The following is a 21,283-nucleotide window of genomic DNA, read 5'->3' on the forward strand; positions in this document are numbered from 1 at the left end:
CTCGCCGCGCACCGCACCCCATGGGGCCGCTGTTGCGGCCCCGTGTGTTTGGGCATCACATCGAAGCAAACCGAGCTACCCGCAGAAATCATCCGGGTCAGGAGAAACAGCAATGAAGCGTCGCGTCGTCGTAACCGGCCTGGGTATCGTCTCGCCGTTGGGCAATGATCTGGCCAGCAGCTGGGAAGGCATCACCCACGGTCGTTCGGGCATCGGTCCGCTGACCAACGTTTCTGATGCCTACCTGGATCGGTTCACCACCAAGATTGCAGGTGAGGTCAAGGGATTCGACATCACCGCCGACAATGAACTGTTCGGCAAGTTCCGGGTCAGCGGCAAGGATGCCAAGAAGATGGACCCGTTCATCCATTACGGCCTCGGTGCCTCGTTCATGGCCCTGCACGATTCGGGCCTGGAAATCACCGACGCCAATGCCGAGCGCATCGGCGCCATCGTCGGCGCCGGCATCGGCGGCCTGCTCGGCATCGAAGAGCAGACCATCGAGTTCCACGAAGGCAAGAAGATCTCGCCCTTCTATGTGCCCAAGACCATCATCAACATGCTGCCGGGCCAGCTGAGCATCATCACCGGCCTGAAGGGCCCGTCGTTCTCGGCGGTGTCGGCGTGCGCGACCTCGAACCATTCCATCGGTACCGCGATGCGCATGATCCAGTACGGCGACGCCGACGTGATGGTGGTCGGTGGTGCCGAACGTGGCTCGTCGCCGACCGCCGTGGGCGGCTTCTGCGCGATGAAGGCCATGAGCACCCGCAACGACGCCCCGGAACAGGCCTCGCGCCCGTGGGACAAGGACCGTGACGGCTTCGTGCTGGGTGACGGCGCCGGCATCCTGATCCTGGAAGAGTACGAGCACGCCAAGGCGCGTGGCGCGAAGATCTACTGTGAACTGGCCGGCTTCGGCGCCAGCTCCGACGCGTACCACATGACCGCACCGAGCGAGAACGGCGAAGGTGCCGCGCGCTGCATGGTCATGGCCATGAAGGACGCCGGCGTGACCCCGGAACAGGTGGGTTACCTCAACGCGCACGGCACCTCCACGCCGCTGGGCGACCTGGGCGAAACCATGGCGATGAAGACCGCCTTCGGCGACCATGCCTACAAGATGATGGTCAGCTCCACCAAGTCGATGACCGGCCACCTGCTGGGTGCTGCCGGCGGCGTGGAAGCGATCTTCTCGGTGATGGCGCTGCAGGACAACGTCATTCCGCCGACCATCAATCTGCAACAGCCGGGCGAAGGCTGTGACCTGGACTACGTGCCCAACGAGGCGCGCCAGGCCAAGGTGGACGTGGTGATGTCCAATGGCTTCGGCTTCGGCGGCACCAACGGCACGCTGATCTTCAAGCGCGTCTGACCGAGTTGTGGCGTCGGGCCATGCTCGACGTCGCATTGGTAGAGTCGACGGTTAGTCGACTGCCTTTCGATCCGCCGCGGTGATCGTTGATGGGAAAGCAGTCGACTGACAGTCGACTCTACCTATCGGCAATCCGACAAACGGATCAACGCCGTGCACCACGGAGCCGCCGCAAGGCGGCTTCCGTGCATCTGATCCCCCGAACTGGCCGCTATGACCCACGCACCGCTGATCCACCCGCTGCCGCACCCGATCGATCTGCTGGCCCTGCAGCAGCACGACCCGGCGCGCTTCCCGCTGCTGATGGAATCCACCGCCTCGGGCACCGCCCAGGGCCGCTGGAGCCTGCTGCTGGCCGCGCAGGGCGATGGCCTGCGGCTGGATGCCGACGGCCGGGTGCGCGACCAGCACGACGTGGTGCAGCCCGGCACGTTCCTGCAGGCACTGGACCGCGCCTGGCAGCATGAGCGCCTGCCGCATGACGGCAGCCACAGCCTGCCGTTCCGCGGCGGTTGGGCGCTGATGCTGGATTACGAGGTGGCCAGCCAGATCGAACCGGTGCTGCCAACGCGTGCGCGCGAGGACGGCCGCCCGACTGCGCTGGCACTGCGCTGCCCGGCAGCGGTGCTGCACGACCATCACAACGATGCCAGCTTCGTGATCGCCGAAGCCGGCGAGCAGGCGCTGCTGGATGCGCTGGTGGCGCTGGCCTCGGCCGCGCTGCCCGAGGCCGGGCAGGGCTGGCAGCCGCCGCAGTCGGTGGGCGAGGATGCGCCGCAGCGCTTCACCGATGGCGTGCGCCGGGTGATCGACTACCTGCGCGCCGGCGATGTGTTCCAGGTGAACCTGTCGCGGCGCTGGAGCGCGCAGTTCGCCGCGCCAGTCAGCCCGCAGGCGTTGTACGCGCAGCTGCGCCGCGCCAATCCGGCACCATTTGCCGGGCTGTTCAGCGCGCTTGGCCGCCACGTGGTCAGTTCCTCACCGGAGCGGCTGGTATCGGTGCATGCCGGGCATGCGCAGACCCGGCCGATTGCCGGCACGCGTCCGCGCTTCGAGGGCGACGATGATGCCGCGCGCATCCAGGAGCTGGTCGGCCACCCCAAGGAGCGTGCCGAGCACGTGATGCTGATCGACCTGGAGCGCAACGACCTGGGCCGCATCTGCCTGCCGGGCACGGTGGTGGTCGACGAACTGATGACCGTGGAAAGTTACGCCCACGTGCACCACATCGTCAGCAACGTCAGCGGCCATCTGCGCCCGGAGGTCACCCCCGGCGAGGTGATCGCCGCCACGTTCCCGGGCGGCACCATCACCGGCTGCCCCAAGGTGCGCTGCATGCAGATCATCAGCGAGCTGGAGCAGGTGCCGCGTGGTGCCTACACCGGCGCGTTCGGCTGGCTGAACCGCGATGGCGACCTGGACCTGAACATCCTGATCCGCACCGCCGAAGTGGACGGCCACGAGGTGAGCTTCCGCACCGGCGCCGGCATCGTGGTCGATTCGGACCCGGACAAGGAACTGGATGAGACCCGCGCCAAGGCCCGCGGCCTGCTGCGCGCGCTGGGCCAGCAGGGTTAGGCGTGTTCCTGTAGTGCCGGCCAGCGGCCGGCTCGACCGGTACCGGAGGGTGCCCGTGTGCTGGTGGGTGCCGACCGTTGGCCGGTACGGGCGTGTGGCCCCGGTCATGACCCCAATCCACCGGCACGGTATCCTGCACGACGGAATCGAGTTCAGAGGTAGTCCATGGCGGGAGCCAAGCGCGGGTGTCTGTTCGTGGTAACGCTGGTGGTGGTGTTGGCCGCCGTCGTGGCCGGCGCGGGCGCGTGGTTCTTCTACCAGCAGACCCGGTTCGCCGATGCCCCGATCACCCCGACCGCCGAGAGCGTGGTCATCGCCAGTGGCGATGGCATGAACAGCGTGCTGCGCAAGCTGCGCGATGCCGGCGTTGACGAGGGCCAGGACACCCAGTGGCAGCTGCTGGCGCGCCAGCTGGATGCCGCCGGCAAGCTGAAGGTGGGCGAGTACGCGCTCAGTGGCGAGCTGACCCCGCGCGAGCTGCTGCTGCGCATGCGCGCCGGTAAGGTGCTGCAGCACCGTGTCACCATTGTCGAGGGCTGGAACATCCGCCAGCTGCGTGCCGCACTGAAGCGTGCCGAGCCGCTGCTGCACACCACCGATACCCTGGATGACGCCGCGTTGATGCAGCGCCTCGGCTTCGGTGGGCAACACCCGGAAGGCCGCTTCCTGCCGGAGACCTACGTTTACCAGCGCGGCGACAGCGACCTGGACGTGCTCAAGCGCGCCCACGCCGCAATGGAAAAGGCGCTGGATGAAGCCTGGGAAAGCCGCGCGCCGGACCTGCCGATCAACACGCCCTACGAACTGCTGACGCTGGCCTCGATCATCGAGAAGGAGACCGCGCTGGCCAGCGAGCGGCCGCAGATTGCCGGGGTGTTCATGCGCCGCCTGAAGATCGGCATGCGCCTGCAGACCGACCCGACCGTGATCTACGGCCTCGGTGCGGCGTATGACGGCAACATCCGCCGTCGCGACCTGACTACCGATACGCCGTACAACACCTATACCCGTGCCGGCCTGACCCCGACCCCGATCGCCATGCCCAGCCGCGATGCGCTGATGGCGGCCGCACAGCCCGCACCGGGCGACGCGCTGTACTTCGTCGCCGTCGGCGATGGCAGTGGCGCGCACGTGTTCTCGCCCAGCCTGGACCAGCACAACGCCGCCGTAGCCCGCTACCTGCAGCAGCTGCGCCAGCAACGTACCCAGGAGACCCCGGCGCAATGAGTCCCGCGCTGCTTCGCCACCCGCGTTTCGTCAGCCTGGAAGGCGGCGAGGGCGCGGGCAAGACCACCGCCATCAATGCCATCCGCGACTGCCTGCGCAGCCACGGCCATGAGGTGGTGCTGACCCGCGAACCGGGCGGTACGCCGCTGGCCGAGCGCATCCGCGGCCTGGTGCTGAAGCCCGATGCCGAGATCGCTGCCGAACCGCTCAGCGCCGAGGCCGAGCTGCTGCTGGTGTTTGCCGCACGCGCGCAGCATGTGCGCCAGGTGATCCAGCCAGCACTGCAGCGCGGCGCCTACGTGCTGAGCGATCGCTTCACCGATTCCAGCTACGCCTACCAGGGCGGTGGCCGTGGCCTGGATCCGCAGTGGATTGCCGACCTGGAGCGCCGCGCGGTCGGCCTGCTGCCGGGCCTGACCCTGCTGCTGGATGTGGATGTGGCGGTGGGTCGCGCCCGCGCGAATGGCCGTGACCTGTGGCCGGACCGCATCGAGAGCGAGCAGGACGATTTCTTCCAGCGGGTGCGCGAAGTGTTCCGCAGCCGCGCACAGCAGGATCCGCAGCGCTTCGCCGTGATCGACGCCGGCCAGGTGCAGGAACGCGTGGCCGCCGATGTGGTCGCACGTATCGAGCGCTGGCGGCAGGACGGGGAGGGCGCATGAGCACGTTTTCGCCGTGGCAGCAGCGTGCCTTCGACCAGACCGTGGCCGCGCTCGACGCCGGTCGCCTCGGCCATGGCCTGCTGATCTGCGGCCCGGCCGGGCTGGGCAAGCGCGAGGTGGCCCTGGCGCTGGCCGACCACGTGCTGGCCCGCGGTGATGCTGCCCATGCCACGCGCACGCGCCAGCTGATCGCTGCCGGTACCCACCCGGACCTGCAGCTGGTGAGCTTCATTCCGAACAAGAGCGGCGACAAGCTGCGCACCGAGATCGTCATCGAGCAGGTGCGCGAGATCACCGACACGCTGGCGCTGACCCCGCAATACGGCGTGGCGCAGGTGGTGATCGTCGATCCGGCCGATGCGATCAACCGCTCGGCCGCCAACGCGCTGCTGAAAACCCTGGAAGAGCCGCAGCCCGGCCGCTACCTGTGGCTGATCAGCAGCGACCCGGCACGCCTGCCGCAGACCATCCGCAGCCGTTGCCAACGCCTGGAATTCAAGCTGCCGCCGCAGCACGAAGCACTGGCCTGGCTGCAGCAGCAGGGCCACAGCGAAGCATCGGCGCGCGAAGCACTGGAGGCCGCGCGCGGCCATCCCGGCCAGGCCGACAACTGGCTGCGCGAAGACGGCCTGAGCCTGCGCCGCGAAGTCGGTCGAGATCTGGAACAGCTGGCCGCCGGCAAGACCGGCGCGGTGGAGCTGGCGCAGAAGTGGTGCGGTGATGACAACGCGGCGCTGCGCCTGCGCTTCGCTGCCGACCTGGCGCTGGCCCAGGCCAGCACCGATGCCTTGACCACGCCGGAGCGATTGCACAAGCTTGCAGCCTGGTTCGATGCGGCCAACCGCACCCGCGACCTGCTGCGCACCACGGTGCGTGCAGACCTTGCGGTGGTCGAGTTGCTGCTGGCCTGGAACAAGGTGAACGAGCGGCCTGCCGCAAGGGGAAATCGATGAGTGCCAGCAACGCCCGCCAGGGCATCCTGTCCCTGGCTGTGAAGGACAAAGCCGCGCTGTACAGCGCGTACATGCCGTTCGTGAAAAACGGCGGCATCTTCGTGCCCACGCCCAAGCGCTACTTCCTGGGCGACGAGGTGTTCCTGCTGCTGACCCTGCCCGATTCCAGCGAGCGCCTGCCGGTGGCCGGCAAGGTGATCTGGGTGACCCCGGCCGGCGCGCAGGGCAACCGCACCGCCGGCATCGGCGTGCAGCTGGCCGACGGTGCCGAAGGCGAGAGCGTGCGCCACAAGATCGAGACCCTGCTGGCCGGCCTGACCGGTTCGGACAAGCCGACCCATACGATGTGAGGTAGCGCCGGGTCATGCCCGGCTGCGTGCCCCGAAACGCCGTGAACACGCTGTTCTGTAGAGCCGAGCCATGCTCGGCTGCGCACCCCGAAAACACCCGTGAACACGAATGTGAAAAACTGTTGACGGCCTCTGAAAAGCCCCTATAATGAGCGGCTCAGCAACACACCGGGCGGTTAGCTCAGCGGTAGAGCATTGCCTTCACACGGCAAGGGTCACAGGTTCGATCCCTGTACCGCCCACCATGTTGCAGAACGAAAGAAGCCTCCAGCAATGGGGGCTTTTTTGTTGCCTGCCATCCGGCAGGATCAGCCGGAAACGCACATCGTTTCAGCCGTGTCCGTCCAGCAGCTCGCGCGCGATCATCGCCGTGCCATCCAGCAGGTCGTGGCCGCTGCCGGCCTGCACCACCACCGCCAGCAGACTACGGCCCACCTGGGCATTGCCGCTGGTCAGCTCCATTTCGCCTTCAAAGCACAGATCGGCCAACCATTCATGGGCCTGTTGCAGCCCGCGCTTGCGGACGCGGCGGAACTCCGCGAGCAGCTTCGCCTGGCCGGCCTCCTGCTCACCATCGGCCAGCAGGCCGATGGCACCGCCGTGTGCCGCCCGCCAGAGGGCAGGCAGCGGGCGACCGTTGGCGTCCACCACGTCCGCCGACAACTGGGCGCAGTACATTTCGTAGCGTTTGCCCGCTGTGCTGCGGGGCACGATGCCGGCCTCGGCGAGCAGGCGTTCGGCTTCGTCCAGCTGGCTGAATTTCAAGCGCAGCAGCGCGGCGCGGCTCAGCTGTTGTGCCAGCGCCTGCTGGTTGGCGGCGAACCAGACGTTCCAGCCCACGGTTGCGCGTCCCTCCAGGGCGGCCTTGAAGTACTCCAGGTGTTCGGCGTCCATTGCGGCCTCCAGTGTTCCCTGCGCGATTGTAGCGGGGGCGCATCCGGGCCGGTCAGGCGTCGCCGCCGGAGAGGCAGTGATGTGCCTGGCGCACCAGCTGCCGCGCGGCCACGATCAGCCCGTCGGTATGGAAAGCGCCCAACTGCTGGTCCGGGCCGCCTTCGTTGCGCGCCCGGTCGGCCGCCTGCAGCAGATCGAGCAATGCGCCGAGCCCGGACATCGAGCGGCGGAGCGAGGCGTGATTGCTGGCACACAGGGTGAGGCTGCCGCACGGCTGTCCGTCATCGCCGTCGGCATGGTTGATGGCATTGAGGCAGGTGAAGAACGTGGGCGACTGCGCAGGCAGGCTCTGCTCGTTCAGGGCGCACTCGATCTCGCGTGCGAGATCGTCGGGCATGTTGGCGGCGATGTCGCCTATCAGAGCGTGCAGGCGGGGATGGACGGCGGTGCGGTTGGTCATGGCGGAACCCTCACTGGCGTGGAGCCCCCTTCCCGAGTGAAGGGGGCGGACGGTGCGGGTTGGCGTACCAAGGCAAACGAACTTCCACCGAGAAGAAGGCCTGGCGGATCTGTCGATCCCCACGCACCGGCCGCCATTGAAGGCAATCGGTGCATTCTCTCTGCTGCGGCGTGAACCGCAACGGTGGAAGTTTGTTCGTTTATTCGAGACGCCAATCCCGACCCAGGCGCTTTGCCTCGGCGGGGCCATCATCGAACTGCCCTGACTGACAAGTCAGTAAGGAAAGTTGCATTGAAACGGCGACAACGCGGGCATCTCCAGTTCTGTGCGCCACTGCCGCCCTCGCGTGTGCGCAGGGGCAAGCCGGACAGTGTCGATCTGCGCACGTGACGTGACTCGCTGACCCGGCAGGGGCAAAAACGTCAGCGTGCGGTGGTTCACCCTCCCGAAGGAGGGTGCAATGGGGTCACAAGTTGAACGTTGCTTTCTCCGCCATCAGGTGTGCAAACGATGCGTACCAATCGATATCAACACGGCTGTAGAGGTGCGCATCGCACTCATTCAGTGCTGTGGAGTGATGGGTGTCGAGCAGGATGAAGTCATCGCCCATCTGCGGCGTGCCGCTGACCTGTATGGCGCGGTCCAGGTGGTACTCGAACGCCTCTACCACCGGATCCACGACCAATTCGCGACGGATCTGCACGATCTCCTCGTTGTCCTGCCCGAACGGGCGGATCAATTCGACGGGCAACAGGATGTCGATGAAGCGTCCTGGCATCGCGAAACCGTTGCTGACCTTCAGGAAATCGCGATAGCTCTTTGGCAATCTGACACCCAGGCGCTTTTCAGCATCAACGATGGCCTGTTCGCTGGCGCCGGGCACGCCACACCAATCGAGGGTTCCCGTCAGCGCGCGCCGGGCTACATCCGCCAAAGGACTGTCCGGGTACCACTCGGCGAACGGTTGCATGCCCATGTCAATTTCTGGCGCGGCGAGCCGTTCTTCCAGCGTGGAAAGCGCTTGTTGACTGAGCCGGGTGAGAAGATCGAGCCAATCATCTGCACTGGCGGGAACGCGAGGGTGTTCTCTCTGTGTACTCATGGGATGATCCTCACCCAGAACTCTTCACCATCGACGATGCGCTCGCTCCCACAATAGAACTGACCAAGTTTCCCGCCGACGCGTCGGTTGTCCGATGAATCCAGGTAATGGACGGACATCTGGTCCTCTGGCACGAGACTGGCACCCTGATAAGTCGATGCGAAGGGATACTCGTCGCAATCCTTTCCTGCCCCCGGCAGTCCCGGGAACCTCTGCATGCAAAGCACTTTGCTCGCGCGTTGATTCGCCAGTCTTGCGGTATCGTTTCGCATACGCGTCATGGCCTTCCCCCGAAGTGCGGGGTCAGGATCCCAGCGCCCGATGTTGTTGGGCAGTGCAGCCTGTGCCGCAAGAATGTGGGCCGCGGACTCATCAACGTCCGGGTCCGAAAGGCTGAGTTCAAGAACGCCCGGATAACCGGGATGCCGACAGCCGGAGTGGCTGTTCGCCAGTCTCTCGCACCGCAGTTCCGGCGCCGACATCTCAATCGGCGTCTGGTCCACGTTGAAGCGGGTCAGGATCAGCTGGGTGTTCTGGCTGGTGCGCCCATCCTCCGTGTCCATGCTGAGCGTCGCAGCAAAGTCATAGGCGCCTTGCCCGCCAATGGTGATCAACTGGAACTGCTGCCTGTCGGTACAGCTGCCGCAGTACAGGAAGGGGGCCATGGTCAGCCCCTTGGACGCCTCGCCCAGCACGTCCTGGATCACCACGCGCACCCGATGCGTCCACGTGGTGCCTGTGCGTGGGAGGTAGGCGTAGTCATACATCGTGACGTCCGAATATTCCTCTGCGCCGATGTCGGTGTTGTAGGACACGTAGCGCGCGGTTCGCTTGACACAGTAATGCCGCCGCGAACCTGTCGCCTCCTCCTCGTCCTTGTCGGTGGCATCCTTGCAGAGCTCCTCGAACGAAGGCTCTTCATTGCGCATGTCCGCTTCGTACCGCTCAAGCTCGGTGAAGGACATGGTGGCGATCATCTGCGCGTCGCTGGGGCAGTCATCTTCCTGCTGTGCGTGTGCGGTGAACCCGCACAGCGTCGCGGCCAGGGCCAAGGCCAGGGCCAGTGGCGTCAGTTTCATCCGGTTCTCCTTGGGTTGGACAACTCACCGGCAGAAGGTGCCGGTGACCCTTGATGCGCCTGCCCACAGGAGGAGGAGCGTAGGAATATCCCGGCCGTCGGCTGGGGTGTGATGCCCGGCACGGCCCGGGTGTGGCACCGATCACCGCCGCGCGGGTGGCCGGTCACATTGGCCTGCTCACCCCTGGCCCAACGCGACAGTCGAGCAGCCCTTGCCGCGCCCTCTGTGGCGTGCTCCCATCCGCAGGGACACCCCGCCATGCTCCTGGAGCCCGCCATGCCGCTCGCCCGCATCGATCTTCGCAAAGGCAAATCCGCCGACTACCTGCAACGCGTCGGTGAAGCCATCTACCAGGCCATGCGCGCGGTGGGCGTGCCGGAGAACGACCGCTTCCAGATCTTCCAGGAACACGCGCCCGGCACGCTGATCTACGATCCCGGCTACCTGGGCGTGGACCGCACCGACGATTTCATCTGCATCCAGATCACCTGGAACGAGGGGCGCACGCTGGAGCAGAAGAAGGCGCTGTACCTGGGCATTGCCGACGGCCTGCATGCGGCGGTGGGCATACGCCGCGAGGACGTGTTCATCAATCTGGTGGAGGTGAAGCGGGAGAACTGGTCGTTCGGGAACGGCGTGGCGCAGTATGTGAGTTGATGGGCGGGAAGCGAAAGGCATCCACTGCGAACCGGTGCTGGACCCTGCGTCACCGTGTCGCAGGGGCCAAAGCCTGAACGGGGTCCAGGGTTGGCCGTGGCCCCGTAGAATGGCGGCGTGCGCCGTTCTGCTCTCCACCGCCGGTTCCAGGCCCTGGCATGGCTTGCCATGCTGCTGGTGCTGCTCGCCCCGCTGGTGAGCCGCTGGCTGGCGCACGGGCACGTGGCCGCGGCGGTGCCGGTGGCGGCGATGGATCATTCCCAGCACGCACAGCACGCGATGGAAGGCCATCACGACCACCACGCGATGGTGATGCCGCACGGCGACTCTGCAAAGAAGCCGGCTGCCGATCCACATGCCGATCATGAGAGGGGTGTGGATTGTGATTACTGCCTGATCGCAGCGCGGTTGATCACGCTGTTGGTGGCGGCAGTGCTGCTGTTGGCGCCGATGGCACCGGTGTGCCGCGCGCTGCGCGGTGCGGTGCGGACGTTGCCGCAACGGATCAGCGGCACATTGGGAGCGCGCGGGCCGCCGGCCTTGATGGCTGCCTGAGCCCTGCGCGCACGCCCTTGGACTGATTCTTCCGAGCTGCCAGGCATGGCCTGGCACTACTGCGTGCGCGTTTCCCGAACGCCTTGAGCTGCCGCGCACTGCGGGGTGGCTCTGCACGCCGTGAACAAATGAAAACGAACCCCAACTCCGCGCGCCTGCGCAGGGCGACGCTCCCTGTCCTGTGCGCGCTGCTCCTGCATGCCGCGTCGCTGCTTGCCGCCGACGCGGCACCCCCGACCACGCTGGATACCGTGCGGGTGGTCGATACCCGCAGCGGCGAGCTGTCCTCCACTGCCAGCGCCGGCTCTGCGTTGGGCCTGAGCGTGCTGCAGACACCGGCCAGCCTGACGGTGATTTCGCGCGAGCAGCTGGAGCAGCGCGGCGACAGCCACCTCAACGACGCGATCAGCCGGGCGGGCGCGATCAGTGCGATGCCGCACCCGGGCAACGGCCTGAGCGCGCTGTCCAGCCGCGGCTTCACCGACGGCGCTTCGGTGATGCGGCTGTACGACGGGCTGCGCCAGTACGGCGGCGTGGGCATCACCTTCCCGTTCGATACCTGGTCGATCGAGCGCATCGAAGTGCTGCGCGGGCCGGCGTCGGTGATCCATGGCGACGGTGCGATCGGCGGCGTGATCAACATCGTGCCGAAGAAGCCTTCGCGCGGTGTTATTGAAAACGAGATCAGCCTGACGCTGGGCAGTGAGGACACCGCGCGCCTGGGCTTCGGCAGTGGTGGCGCGCTGACGCCCGAGCTGGCCTATCGGCTGGACGTGAGTGGCAACTACAGCGGTGGCTGGGTTGATCGTGGCCGCAACAACGATGCGACATTCTCCGGTGCACTGCTGTGGCAGCCGCGTACCGACCTGCAGCTGACCTTGACCCACGCGCAGGGCTACCAGCAACCGATGCGCTACTTCGGCACGCCACTGGTCGAGGGCCGCCAGCTGGAGGCGTTGCGCCATCGCAACTACAACGTGGACGACAGCGAGATCCGCTTCCGTGACCGCTGGACGCAGCTCGATGCACTGTGGACGCCGAACGCGAACCTTGAATGGCGTACGCGCGTCTATCAGATCGACAGCCAGCGCGATTGGCGCAATGCCGAAGCCTATGTCTACAACCGCGCTACCGGCTTGATCGATCGCTCGGGCAATACCGAGATTACCCATAACCAGGATCAGACCGGGCTGACCTCGACGCTGCGTGTGCAAGGGAATATAGGCGGCCTGGCCAACGCCTTCGCGGTGGGCCTGGATGCCAACCGCGCGCACTTCAAGCACACCAACAACACCTATGCCGGCAGCTCGGGCCCGGTCGATCCGTTCGATCCGGTACCGGGCCAGTTCGCCAGCGATGCGCCGAACCTGCCGCGCTACCGCAACCGTGCCGAGCAGTACGCGCTGTTCGTGGAGGACCGGCTGGCGCTGAGCGAGCGCTGGTCGGTGCTGGGTGGGCTGCGCCACGACCGTGCGCGCATCGATCGCACCGATCTGATCAGCGGCCAGAACGCGTTCTCGAAGACCTACAGCAGCACCGGCTGGCGTGCGGGTACGGTATTTGCGCTGCAGCCGACGCTGAGCCTGTATGCGCAGTACTCGCAGGCGGCAGACCCGGTCAGTGGCCTGTTGATGATCAGCCCGGCCAACGGTGCCTTCGATCTGGCCAAGGGGCGGCAGCTCGAGGTGGGCCTGAAGCAGGCCTTCGACGGTGGCGAGTGGACGCTGGCGGCGTACCGCATCCGCAAGACCGGGCTGCTCAGCCGCGACCCGCGGGTGCCGGATCGGCGGGTGCAGGTGGGCGCGCAGACCTCGCGCGGCATTGAGGCGTCGCTGAACTGGAACGTCGCGCCGCACTGGTCGCTGGATGCCAACGCCACGGTGCTGAAGGCCGAGTTCGAGGACTTCCTGGAAACCACGGGTTCGCCGGCGGTGCTGGTCTCGCGCGATGGCAACGTGCCGCCGAACGTAGCCGAGCGCCTGGCCAATGTGTGGCTGAGCTGGCAGTTCGCACCGGACTGGAGTGCGGCGGGTGGCGTGCGCTACGTCGGCAAGCGCTACGCCGACAACGCCAACACATTGGAGCTGCCCGGCTACAGCACCACCGACCTGGCACTGACCTGGCAGGCGGCACCGCGCACGCGGCTGTCGGCGCGATTGTTCAACGTGTTCGACAAGGCGTACTACACCACCGCGTACTACACCAGCACGCAGTGGCTGCTGGGTGCGGACCGGCGCGTCGAGTTCACCGTCGATCATCGCTTCTGAGGGCGCTGGCGATGACGCTGCGATCCACCGTCAAGCGCTGGACCTATCTTGTGCATCGCTGGCTGGGCATCGGCGGATGCCTGCTGATGCTGCTGTGGTTCGTCAGCGGCATGGTGATGCTGTTCATCGGTTACCCGAAGCTGACACCTGGTGAGCGGCTGGCGGCGTTGCCGGTGCTGGGGGACGCTCGCGAACTGCAGGGGCTGTCGGTACTGCCGGTCGCGGTGCAGGCCGAGCCGGAGGCCGTGGCATTGACCACGCTGCGTGGCGAGCCGGCGTATGTGGTGCGAAGCGGCAGCAACGTGGGCGCCTGGTCTGCTGTGACCGGCCAGGCTCTGCTGCCGGTGTCGGCACAGCGTGCCGAAGCGTCCGCTGCGCAGTTCGCAGGCGGCCAGGCGTTCGTGGGTGCGATACGTGTGGACCAGGACCGCTGGACGCATTCGCGCGCGCTGGACGCGCATCGGCCACTGTACCGGGTGGAAGTGGGTGGTACGCAGCCCGGTGACCTGTATGTGTCTTCGCACACGGGCGAGGTGGTGCTGGACGCGCCGCGTGTGCAGCAACGCTGGAACTACGTGGGCGCCTGGCTGCACTGGCTGTACTTCCTGCGCATGCAGTCGGTGGATCCGGTGTGGACCTGGGTGGTGATCGTGCTGTCCGCACTGTGCACCGTGGCGGCGATCAGCGGCATCGTGGTGGGGGTGTGGCGCTGGCGTTTCCGTGGGCACTATCGTTCCGGTGCGAAGACGCCGTACGTCGAGCCGTGGATGCGCTGGCACCATCTGATCGGGCTGGTGGCTGCGGCGTTCGTGTTCACCTGGATCTTCAGCGGGCTGATGTCGATGAACCCACTGGGTGTCTTCAGCAGTACGCGTGAAGCGATCGATGTTGAGCGCTACCGTGGCGGCGCGGTGGCGGTGGACGGTGCGCTGGGTGATCCTGCGAAGCTTCTGGCGGTGGCCGAAGCTGGGCGCTTCCGGCCGGTGGAGATCCAGTGGCGACGGATCAGTGGTGAGCTGTTCGCGGTGCTGCTGGACGGGCAGAGCGAGACCCGCATCGTGTCCGGCGGCAATGGGCATCTGCAGGTTGCGCGGCTGCTGCCGGCGGCGTGGCTGCAGCAGAAGGTGCGGGCGCTGTCCGACGCGCCGATGCCGGGCTTCATGGTGCAGCAGGCAGCGGATGCCTACTTCTATCCGCGTGCGCCAGAGGCCATGAATGGTGCAGCGGTACGCCGCTTTCCGGTGGCAGTGGTCGACTTTGGCGACGCGGAGGCCACGCGCGTCTATCTCGATCTGGCGACCGGCGATCCGTTGCTGACGATGGGGCATCGCGAGCGGGTGGGGCGCTGGCTGTTCTACTTCCTGCACAGCTGGGACCTGCCGGCGATGCTGCGCCAGGACGGTGCCCGGCTGGCGGTGTTGCTGCTGCTGAGCGCTGCTGGCACCGCGCTGTGTGCCACGGCGACGGTGATCGGCTATCGGCGATTGCGGATGAAGTTGCGGCGCAGGCGGCACTGATGCCCTGGGCTACACCCGCAGCCAGCGCGTGGACACGGCCACCAGCAACAGGGCGGTGGCCACGCCGACGAACGCGGCGATCAGGCCGAAGTGGTTGGCGGCAAAACCGATCAGCGCCGGTCCGGCAAGGATGCCGGCAAAGCCCAGCGTGGAAACGGCGGTGATCGCCAGCGCGCCGGGCATGCGCGTCTGATGGCCGGCCAGCGAGAACAGCGCCGGTGCGATGTTGGCGCAGCCGAGGCCGACCAGCACATAGCCAACCAGCGACGCCTGCCACGGCGTGACCAGGGTCAGCACCAGCACGCCCGCAGCGGCAAGCAGTGCGCCGAACACGATCGCGCGCTGGCGGCCCACGCGCGCCACCAGTGCATCGCCGAACAGGCGCGCAACGGTCATGGTCAGGGTGAAGGTCACGTAGCCGACACCGGCAAGGCTGGCATCGACGCGACGCACATCGCTGAGAAACACCGCGCTCCAGTCCAGCATCGCACCTTCGCCAAGGAAGGCCACGAACGCCAGCACGCCGATGAACAGCACGATGCCGTGCGGCAGGGCCAGCATCGGTGTGTCGTGCGGCATGCGTTCGCTGTGCCAGTAGGCCGCCGAAAGCAGCATCGCCAACAGCAGGGCGCCCACGCCGATCAGCACCGATGCCAGCGGGGGCAGCTGCGCAGAGAGCAACAGGGTCATCATCGCCGCGCCGAGGAAGCCGCCGATGCTGAAGAAGGCATGGAAGCCGGACATCATCACCCGCCGTGCTGCGCGCTCGACGATGACGGCCTGCACGTTCATCGTGCAGTCCATCGCGCCCACCGCAGCACCGAACACGAACAACACCAGGCCCAGCGTCCACGCTGAACCGGCCAGCGCCAGGCCGGGCACGGTCAGGCAGATCAGCAGGCTGCTGGCCACCATCACCCGGCGGCAACCGAGGCGCGCGGCGAGCACGCCGGACAACGGCATCGCCAGCAGCGAACCGGCACCGAGGCAGAGCAGCACCAGCCCCAGCGTGGCGTCGTTGATCCCGGTGCGCGCCTTGGCGAACGGCACCAGGGTGGCCCACAGCGCGGTGGCGAAGCCGGGAATGAAGAACGCAGCGCGGGTCGCGTGCTGTTCGGCACGCGCGCGGTTGGCAAGGGACATGAGCGGTACGGTCAGGGCGGAGTCGGGTGCACGGCGATGCCGGCGGCGCGGAAGCGAGCTGCCAGTGCGGGTGGTGCGGTGGTGGTGAGCACCAGGTCGTCGATCTCGTCGAGGCTGGCGATCTGCCAGTGGCCGCGCGCACCGAGCTTTTCAGTGGTGGCGGCGACGATGATCCGGCTGCTGCAGGCCACCATCGCGCGCTTCAGCGTGGCTTCTTCCGGATCCATCGCCCACACGCCGGTGTCGCCGTCCACCGCGCAGGGGCCGGGCAGGTACACATCGGCACGCAGGCGCTGCACCTGGGCCAGCGCTTCGGCACCGACCGCACCGCCACCGCTGGCCAGGCGGCCGCCGATCAGCTGCACCGAGGTGCCTTCAAGCAGGCTGGCGGCGGTGGCGATCTGCGGGGCATTGGTGATCACTGTCAGCCCGAGTTCGGGCGGCAATTGCTGGGCGATGGCCAGGTTGGTCGAACCGGCATCAAGCAGTACCACCTGGCCGGGTTGCAGCAATGCGCAGACACGGGCGGCCAGCTCGGCCTTGTCGCCTCGGTCGCGGGTCAGGCGCTCGCGCAGCGGGCGTTCCTTTGGCGAGGGCAGCACGGCGCCGCCGTAGACGCGCTGGCAGAGGCCCTGCGCGGCCAGCTCGCGCAGGTCGCGGCGGATCGAATCTTCGGAAACGGCATAGCGGCGTGCCAGCTCGGCGGCGACCACGCGGCCCTTCTGGCGCAGTTCCTCGAGGATCTGCAGGGTGCGCTGGGCGGGGAGGGGGGCGGGGTCGGAGCTCATGCCGCAAGTCTGCACGTTCGTGCATTAACGTGCAACAACGTGCATTCGGCCTGGGTGGACACAGGGCGGCTGGACGACCGGTGAACCCGCCGGCGCCCGGGATCTATGGATCGCCTTTGGGTACCGGCATCATGGTGGGGCGCTTGGCATGGAATCCCTGATGTCCCCCACCGTTCACCGCAAGCTGCGCATCGGCGCAGACCAGTACACCGGCCAGAAAGTGGCCGACCAGCAGTTCCACGAATGCGATTTTTCCGGCGCGGACCTGACCGCTACCGAGTTCATCAACTGCAGCTTCTACGATGCCGACAGCCGCGCCGGCTGCCGCTTCAACGGCGCCACGCTGAAGGAAGCGAGCTTCCGCAGCTGCGACATCAGCATGTGCCACTTCAATTTCATCAAGGCACTGGGCCTGGAAATCAGCGAGTGCCGCGCGCAGGGCGCGGATTTCAGCAGCGCCAGCTTCATGAACCAGATCACCACGCGGAGCTGGTTCTGCAGCGCGTTCATCAAGAAGTCGAACCTGCGCTATGCCAATTTCTCGCGGGTGACGCTGGAGAAATGCGAACTGTGGGAAAACCGCTGGGACGGTGCGAACGTGAGCGGCGCCAGCTTCGCCGGCTCGGACCTGTCCGGCGGCCAGTTCGAGGGCATCGACTGGAACAGCGCCAACTTCACCGACTGCGACCTGACCCACTCGGAGCTGGGTGAGCTGGACCTGCGCAGCACCAACCTGCGTGGCGCTACGCTGGATGTCCAGCAGGTGGCGCTGTTGATGCAGCGCATCGGCATCACGGTAGTGCCGTAGGCATCACCCGGCGTACGCCACCCAGCCCTTGAAGCTGAAGCCGGCATAGAACAGTTCCACGCCGTCGAAGCCGGCCTCCTGCAGCAGGGCGACCTCCTGCTCGGGGGCCAGCAGCGGCAGCCGCTCGGCAATGGCGTCGATCGCGCGCTGTGCATCGGCGTGGGCAACGCCCGAGGCTTCGGCGAACGCTGCGTAGCGCTGCAACCAGCGCAGCTTGCCGGCCGGATCCTGCGGCACGCTGTGGTGGGCCACCACCAGCGGCGCGCCGGGCTGCAGGCGCCGGTGCAGCTCGCGCAGCGTGTGCAGGCGCTGCCCCGCATCGAGGAAGTGCAGAGTCAACAGGCAGCTGGCCCCATCGAAGCGCAGATCGGGCGCATCGTCGATGTAGCCTTCCAGCAGCTGCACGCGCGGCATCAGCGGACCCAGTGTCTGCTCGGCCAGGGCCAGCATCGGCGCGGCCGGGTCCACGCCCAGCAACTGCCAGCCCGGCTGCGCTTCGGCGAAGGCTTTCAGCTCCAGCCCGCCCCCGGCACCGAGCACCAGCACGCGGCCGTGTGCAGGCACGCGTTCGGCCAGCAGCAGGCGGCTCATCTGCTGCAACGCGAGGAAGCCGGGCACCTGGCGCAGTGGCGCTTCGGCATAGCGGGCCACCGCCTGCGGGTCGGAAAACGTGGACATGCGCGGGTTCCTGCGGCGGGGGACAGGCCACTGTAGCAAGGCGCGCAAGCGGCATTGCGCGTCGCTGCCGCACAGTCACGACCGGGCTCAGGCCGTGGCGGCCTCAAGCACGTCGTGCAGTTCCACCTCGCCGAGGAAGCCGCCGCTGCTGGCTGCCGGTCGCTGCGCTTCGATGGCGTGGGCGAACCGCACGCCGGCGTCGTCCTGCAGGCGCTCGAACAGCTGCTGCACCCTGGGGAACTCGCGGCGGTCGACCACCTGGTGGTAATCGTTCCAGCGCGCGATGCCGGCGAAGTAGGCATCGGCAAAGCTGCGCTGTTCGCCCAGCAGCCACGGGCCCATGCCGATCATCTGCTCCAGCGCCTGGTGGGCGTGGCGCACCTTGGTGGTGCCATAGGCACGCAGCGCCTCGCCCTCGGTACCCTCGGCGTGTTCGAGCGCATGCCAGAGCGGCGCGTAGGCACCGAAGAAGCTGGTGTTGAGATAGGCCAGCCGGTGGTTGAGGCGGTCGAAGCCGGACGTGCCCTGTGCGAAGCCCAGCCCCTGCGTGATGCCCTTCGCGGCCAGGTGGTTGAGGATGGCCAGGCTCTCGCTGAGCAGTTCGCCCTGCGCGGTGCGCAGGGTCGGGGTTTCGCCCAGTGGATTGAGGCGGCGGTAGTCTTCGCCCTGCACCTGGCCGGGCATGTCGATGCGACACAGGTGATACGGCTGGCGCAGCCATTCCAGGGCGACGATGGAGCCGAACGAGCAGCCCGAGGGTACGCCGTAGAAGAGGATCGGGGTCATGGCAGGTTTCCGGTTCAAGCCGCGATGCGGCGGGTGAGGAAAGCGTGCCTGCGTGGACATTGCCCCGGAAGCCGTCCGAATGGCATCCTGAAGTCCACATCTGTGGACGTTGCGCATGCTCAACCTCAACGATCTGGCCCTGTTCGTGACCGCAGTGGAACAGGGCGGGTTCGCTGCAGGCGGCCGCCATCTGGGCCTGCCGCGCTCGACCCTGAGCAAGCGCGTGGCGCTGCTGGAAGAACAGCTCGAGGTGCGCCTGCTGCAGCGAAGTTCGCGCCGCTTTGCGCTGACCGAGGTCGGCCAGGCGTTCTTCGAACGCGCACGCGCGGCGTTGTCCGAGGTGGAGGCTGCCGAGGCCATCGTCCGCGATCGCCAGGCCGAACCGAGCGGCACCGTGCGCATCAGTGCTTCCATTCCGGTGGTGCAGAGCGAGCTCGCCGCGTGCCTGCCTGCGCTGGCCCGCCGCTATCCACGGCTGCGCATCGAAGTTGAAGTGAGTGATCGTTTCATCGACCTGGCGCAGGAAGGCATCGACATCGCCCTGCGCAGCCACTTTGGTCCACTGCCGGATTCCGGGTTGGTGCAGCGTATGCTCGGTAGCGAACCCATCGTGCTGGTGGCGTCGCCTGGTTATCTGGTCACCGCGCCGGCAGTGGACACTCCCGAGCAGCTACGCGCGCATGCCGGCCTGCTGACCGCGCGCCACGCAACGCGCTGGACGCTGCACAGCGCCGACGCCCGCACCGTGCAGGTGGAACCGCAGGTGGCGCTGGTCGGCAACGAGTCGCAGCTTCTCGTCGCGGCGGCCGAAGCGGGCCTTGGCATCACGGTGTTGCCGCACAGCCTGTGCGCCGCAGCGATTGCTGCGGGCCGCCTGCAGCAGGTCCTGCCGGCGTGGCATGCCGGCGAAGTCACCACCAGCGTGCTGCTGCCGCATCGTCGTGGGCAGTTGCCGGGTGTGCGCGTGGTGGTGGATGCGCTGGTCGCGCATTACCAGCTCAACGCAGCGCGCGCGCCAGCACCTGCCAGATCCGCGGGTCCTGGCACTGCGAAACGTTGAAGCGCAGATAGTCGGCCGCACGCTGCGACTGGCTGAATGCATTGCCCGGCGCCAGCACGATGCCCTCGCGCAGGCACTGCCGCGCCAGCGCAGCGGCGTCGCGACCATCGGGCAGCTGGCACCACAGGAACAGGCCGGCTTCCGGTTGCAGCCACGGCGTAATGCCCAGCGCCTGCAGCTTGCGCAGCGTGTGCCGACGCGCATCGGCCAGGCGCGAGCGCACTGACTGCATGTGGCGGCGGTAGCCGCTGTCGGTCAGCGCGATATGCATCAACTGCGCGGCCAGATGGCCACCGCCGAAGCTGGTCGCCAGCTTCAGGTCGGTCAACGCCTCGATCCAGTCGTGGCGCGCAGCGATGTAGCCGCAGCGCGAGGCTGCCGACAGCGTCTTGGAGAAGCTGCCGACGTGGATCACCCGCGACAGCCCATCGAGTGCGGCCAGCCGCGGCGCGGGTTGCAGTTCGAAGTCGGCGAAGATGTCATCCTCGACGATGATCAGTTCGCTGCGTTCAGCCAGGCCCAGCAGGCGGTGCGCGGTGTTGGCTGAAAGCACCGCGCCGGTCGGGTTGTGCAGTCCGGAATTGGTGATGTACAGCCGCGGCGAATGGTCCTGCAATGCGCGTCCGAACGCTTCAGGGTCCGGGCCGTTGGGCGTGTACGGCACGCCCACTGCCTGCACCTGGTGTGCCTTGAGCAGCGCGTGGTAATTGAAGTAGCTCGGGTCATCGACCAGCACGCAGTCACCGGGCTTGAGCAGGAAACGGCAGATCAGGTCGACCGCGTGTGTCCCGGATTCGGTCAGCAGGATCTGCTCCATCGGTGCATCGATGCCCAGCGTCGCGCTGCGCCGTTGCAGCAGCTGGCGCAATGCGGGCAGCCCGAGGGGACTGGCGTAGTCGGCCAGCTGCATGGCACCGGCACGTGCCAGCCGACGCAGGCCGCGCCGCATGCCATCGTGATACAGCCAGTCACTGGGCATCCAGCCGCATCCGGGCTTGAGGTGGCCCGGTGGGGTTTCCAGCGACTGCCGCGACACCCACAACGGGTCCACCGCGCGGTCGAGGCGGGGGGCCATTTCGGCCAGCGCCAGCGGCGCGGCCGGCCCGCTGACGTAGAAGCCCGATCCTGCGCGCGCACTGATCAGGCCCTCGGCCGCCAGGCGCTCGTAGGCTTCAACCACGGTGGAGACTGAGACCGCCATCGCGGCCGCCTGCGCGCGCACCGAAGGCAGGCGGGAGCCGGGTCCATCCACGCGTGAGGTGATGCGGTTGCGGACGGCCTGGATGACCGATTCGATGCGGGTAAGCGGACCTGTCATGGCAGCACTGTAGTGGATGTGTGGGC

Annotated in this window: 21 protein-coding genes and 1 tRNA gene; 13 read left to right on the forward strand and 9 right to left on the reverse strand. The window is 67.2% G+C overall.

The window, feature by feature from the left end; all coding sequences use genetic code 11:
• The first annotated feature begins 112 nt into the window (after window positions 1-112).
• The 7 genes from fabF (at window position 113) to ARC23_RS10690 (ending at window position 6,390) form a co-directional block, all read left to right on the forward strand.
• The gene (gene fabF, locus ARC23_RS10660; RefSeq protein ID WP_057497211.1) at window positions 113-1,375 is read left to right on the forward strand and encodes a beta-ketoacyl-ACP synthase II; all 1,263 of its coding nucleotides are present in this window, start codon (window positions 113-115) and stop codon (window positions 1,373-1,375) included.
• Window positions 1,376-1,588: 213 nt separating this feature from the next.
• Window positions 1,589-2,953, forward strand: coding sequence for an aminodeoxychorismate synthase component I (locus ARC23_RS10665; protein WP_057497212.1), 1,365 nt, complete (start codon window positions 1,589-1,591; stop codon window positions 2,951-2,953).
• Between the two features lie 165 nt (window positions 2,954-3,118).
• Window positions 3,119-4,180, forward strand: coding sequence for an endolytic transglycosylase MltG (mltG, locus tag ARC23_RS10670; protein WP_057497213.1), 1,062 nt, complete (start codon window positions 3,119-3,121; stop codon window positions 4,178-4,180).
• Entirely contained in the window at window positions 4,177-4,842 is a 666-nt protein-coding gene (gene tmk, locus ARC23_RS10675) for a dTMP kinase (RefSeq protein ID WP_057497214.1), read from the forward strand. The genes mltG and tmk overlap by 4 nt, the downstream gene beginning before the upstream one ends.
• A complete protein-coding gene (locus ARC23_RS10680) occupies window positions 4,839-5,795 on the forward strand; it encodes a DNA polymerase III subunit delta' (RefSeq protein WP_057497215.1) in 957 nt (318 codons plus the stop codon). Before tmk ends, ARC23_RS10680 begins: the two co-directional genes overlap by 4 nt.
• Window positions 5,792-6,145, forward strand: coding sequence for a PilZ domain-containing protein (locus tag ARC23_RS10685; RefSeq protein ID WP_057497216.1), 354 nt, complete (start codon window positions 5,792-5,794; stop codon window positions 6,143-6,145). The genes ARC23_RS10680 and ARC23_RS10685 overlap by 4 nt, the downstream gene beginning before the upstream one ends.
• Before the next feature lie 170 nt (window positions 6,146-6,315).
• Window positions 6,316-6,390: transfer RNA gene (locus ARC23_RS10690), tRNA-Val, on the forward strand.
• 85 nt (window positions 6,391-6,475) lie between these two features.
• On the opposite strand, the gene ARC23_RS10695 is transcribed toward ARC23_RS10690, so the two are convergent.
• The 4 genes from ARC23_RS10695 to ARC23_RS10710 form a co-directional block, all read right to left on the reverse strand.
• Window positions 6,476-7,039, reverse strand: coding sequence for a hypothetical protein (locus ARC23_RS10695; protein ID WP_057497217.1), 564 nt, complete (start codon window positions 7,037-7,039; stop codon window positions 6,476-6,478).
• A 52-nt stretch (window positions 7,040-7,091) separates the two neighbouring features.
• Window positions 7,092-7,499, reverse strand: coding sequence for a hypothetical protein (locus ARC23_RS10700; RefSeq protein ID WP_057497218.1), 408 nt, complete (start codon window positions 7,497-7,499; stop codon window positions 7,092-7,094).
• 466 nt (window positions 7,500-7,965) lie between these two features.
• The gene (locus ARC23_RS10705; protein WP_080393070.1) at window positions 7,966-8,601 is read right to left on the reverse strand and encodes an SMI1/KNR4 family protein; all 636 of its coding nucleotides are present in this window, start codon (window positions 8,599-8,601) and stop codon (window positions 7,966-7,968) included.
• The gene (locus ARC23_RS10710; RefSeq protein ID WP_057497220.1) at window positions 8,598-9,680 is read right to left on the reverse strand and encodes a NucA/NucB deoxyribonuclease domain-containing protein; all 1,083 of its coding nucleotides are present in this window, start codon (window positions 9,678-9,680) and stop codon (window positions 8,598-8,600) included. Before ARC23_RS10710 ends, ARC23_RS10705 begins: the two co-directional genes overlap by 4 nt.
• A gap of 276 nt (window positions 9,681-9,956) precedes the next feature.
• Between ARC23_RS10710 and ARC23_RS10715 the strand changes: the two genes are divergently transcribed.
• From ARC23_RS10715 to ARC23_RS10730, 4 genes are all read left to right on the forward strand, one after another.
• Window positions 9,957-10,337: a tautomerase family protein gene (locus ARC23_RS10715; protein WP_057497221.1), complete on the forward strand. Its 381-nt coding sequence runs from the start codon at window positions 9,957-9,959 to the stop codon at window positions 10,335-10,337.
• Window positions 10,338-10,505: 168 nt separating this feature from the next.
• Window positions 10,506-10,892, forward strand: a complete 387-nt coding sequence (locus ARC23_RS10720; RefSeq protein ID WP_057497222.1) for a DUF2946 family protein — start codon at window positions 10,506-10,508, stop codon at window positions 10,890-10,892.
• Window positions 10,893-11,020: 128 nt separating this feature from the next.
• The gene (locus tag ARC23_RS10725) at window positions 11,021-13,159 is read left to right on the forward strand and encodes a TonB-dependent receptor (protein WP_057497223.1); all 2,139 of its coding nucleotides are present in this window, start codon (window positions 11,021-11,023) and stop codon (window positions 13,157-13,159) included.
• A gap of 11 nt (window positions 13,160-13,170) precedes the next feature.
• Window positions 13,171-14,676: a PepSY domain-containing protein gene (locus ARC23_RS10730; protein WP_057497224.1), complete on the forward strand. Its 1,506-nt coding sequence runs from the start codon at window positions 13,171-13,173 to the stop codon at window positions 14,674-14,676.
• A gap of 9 nt (window positions 14,677-14,685) precedes the next feature.
• Here ARC23_RS10730 and ARC23_RS10735 read toward each other — a convergent pair whose 3' ends face one another.
• Both ARC23_RS10735 and ARC23_RS10740 read right to left on the reverse strand, forming a co-directional pair.
• Window positions 14,686-15,819 carry an MFS transporter gene (locus ARC23_RS10735; protein WP_057497225.1) on the reverse strand — a complete coding sequence of 378 codons (1,134 nt, stop codon included), beginning with the start codon at window positions 15,817-15,819 and terminating at the stop codon, window positions 14,686-14,688.
• An 11-nt stretch (window positions 15,820-15,830) separates the two neighbouring features.
• Window positions 15,831-16,607 carry a DeoR/GlpR family DNA-binding transcription regulator gene (locus tag ARC23_RS10740; RefSeq protein ID WP_057497226.1) on the reverse strand — a complete coding sequence of 259 codons (777 nt, stop codon included), beginning with the start codon at window positions 16,605-16,607 and terminating at the stop codon, window positions 15,831-15,833.
• Between the two features lie 160 nt (window positions 16,608-16,767).
• Here ARC23_RS10740 and smqnr point away from each other — a divergent pair, with 160 nt between their 5' ends.
• Window positions 16,768-17,415 (forward strand): SmQnr family pentapeptide repeat protein, encoded by a 648-nt coding sequence (smqnr, locus tag ARC23_RS10745; RefSeq protein WP_057497227.1) that lies wholly within the window; start codon window positions 16,768-16,770, stop codon window positions 17,413-17,415.
• Between the two features lie 3 nt (window positions 17,416-17,418).
• On the opposite strand, the gene ARC23_RS10750 is transcribed toward smqnr, so the two are convergent.
• Window positions 17,419-18,093, reverse strand: a complete 675-nt coding sequence (locus ARC23_RS10750) for a class I SAM-dependent methyltransferase (RefSeq protein ID WP_057497228.1) — start codon at window positions 18,091-18,093, stop codon at window positions 17,419-17,421.
• Window positions 18,094-18,180: 87 nt separating this feature from the next.
• The gene (locus ARC23_RS10755) at window positions 18,181-18,879 is read right to left on the reverse strand and encodes a glutathione S-transferase family protein (protein WP_057497229.1); all 699 of its coding nucleotides are present in this window, start codon (window positions 18,877-18,879) and stop codon (window positions 18,181-18,183) included.
• Between the two features lie 115 nt (window positions 18,880-18,994).
• Between ARC23_RS10755 and ARC23_RS10760 the strand changes: the two genes are divergently transcribed.
• Window positions 18,995-19,939, forward strand: coding sequence for a LysR substrate-binding domain-containing protein (locus ARC23_RS10760; protein ID WP_057497230.1), 945 nt, complete (start codon window positions 18,995-18,997; stop codon window positions 19,937-19,939).
• Here ARC23_RS10760 and ARC23_RS10765 read toward each other — a convergent pair.
• Window positions 19,878-21,257 carry an aminotransferase-like domain-containing protein gene (locus ARC23_RS10765; protein ID WP_057497231.1) on the reverse strand — a complete coding sequence of 460 codons (1,380 nt, stop codon included), beginning with the start codon at window positions 21,255-21,257 and terminating at the stop codon, window positions 19,878-19,880. The two genes, ARC23_RS10760 and ARC23_RS10765, sit on opposite strands and share 62 nt — an antisense overlap.
• Window positions 21,258-21,283: the final 26 nt, after the last annotated feature.

This window comes from Stenotrophomonas beteli (assembly GCF_001431665.1).
Classification (GTDB): Bacteria; Pseudomonadota; Gammaproteobacteria; order Xanthomonadales; family Xanthomonadaceae; genus Stenotrophomonas; species Stenotrophomonas beteli.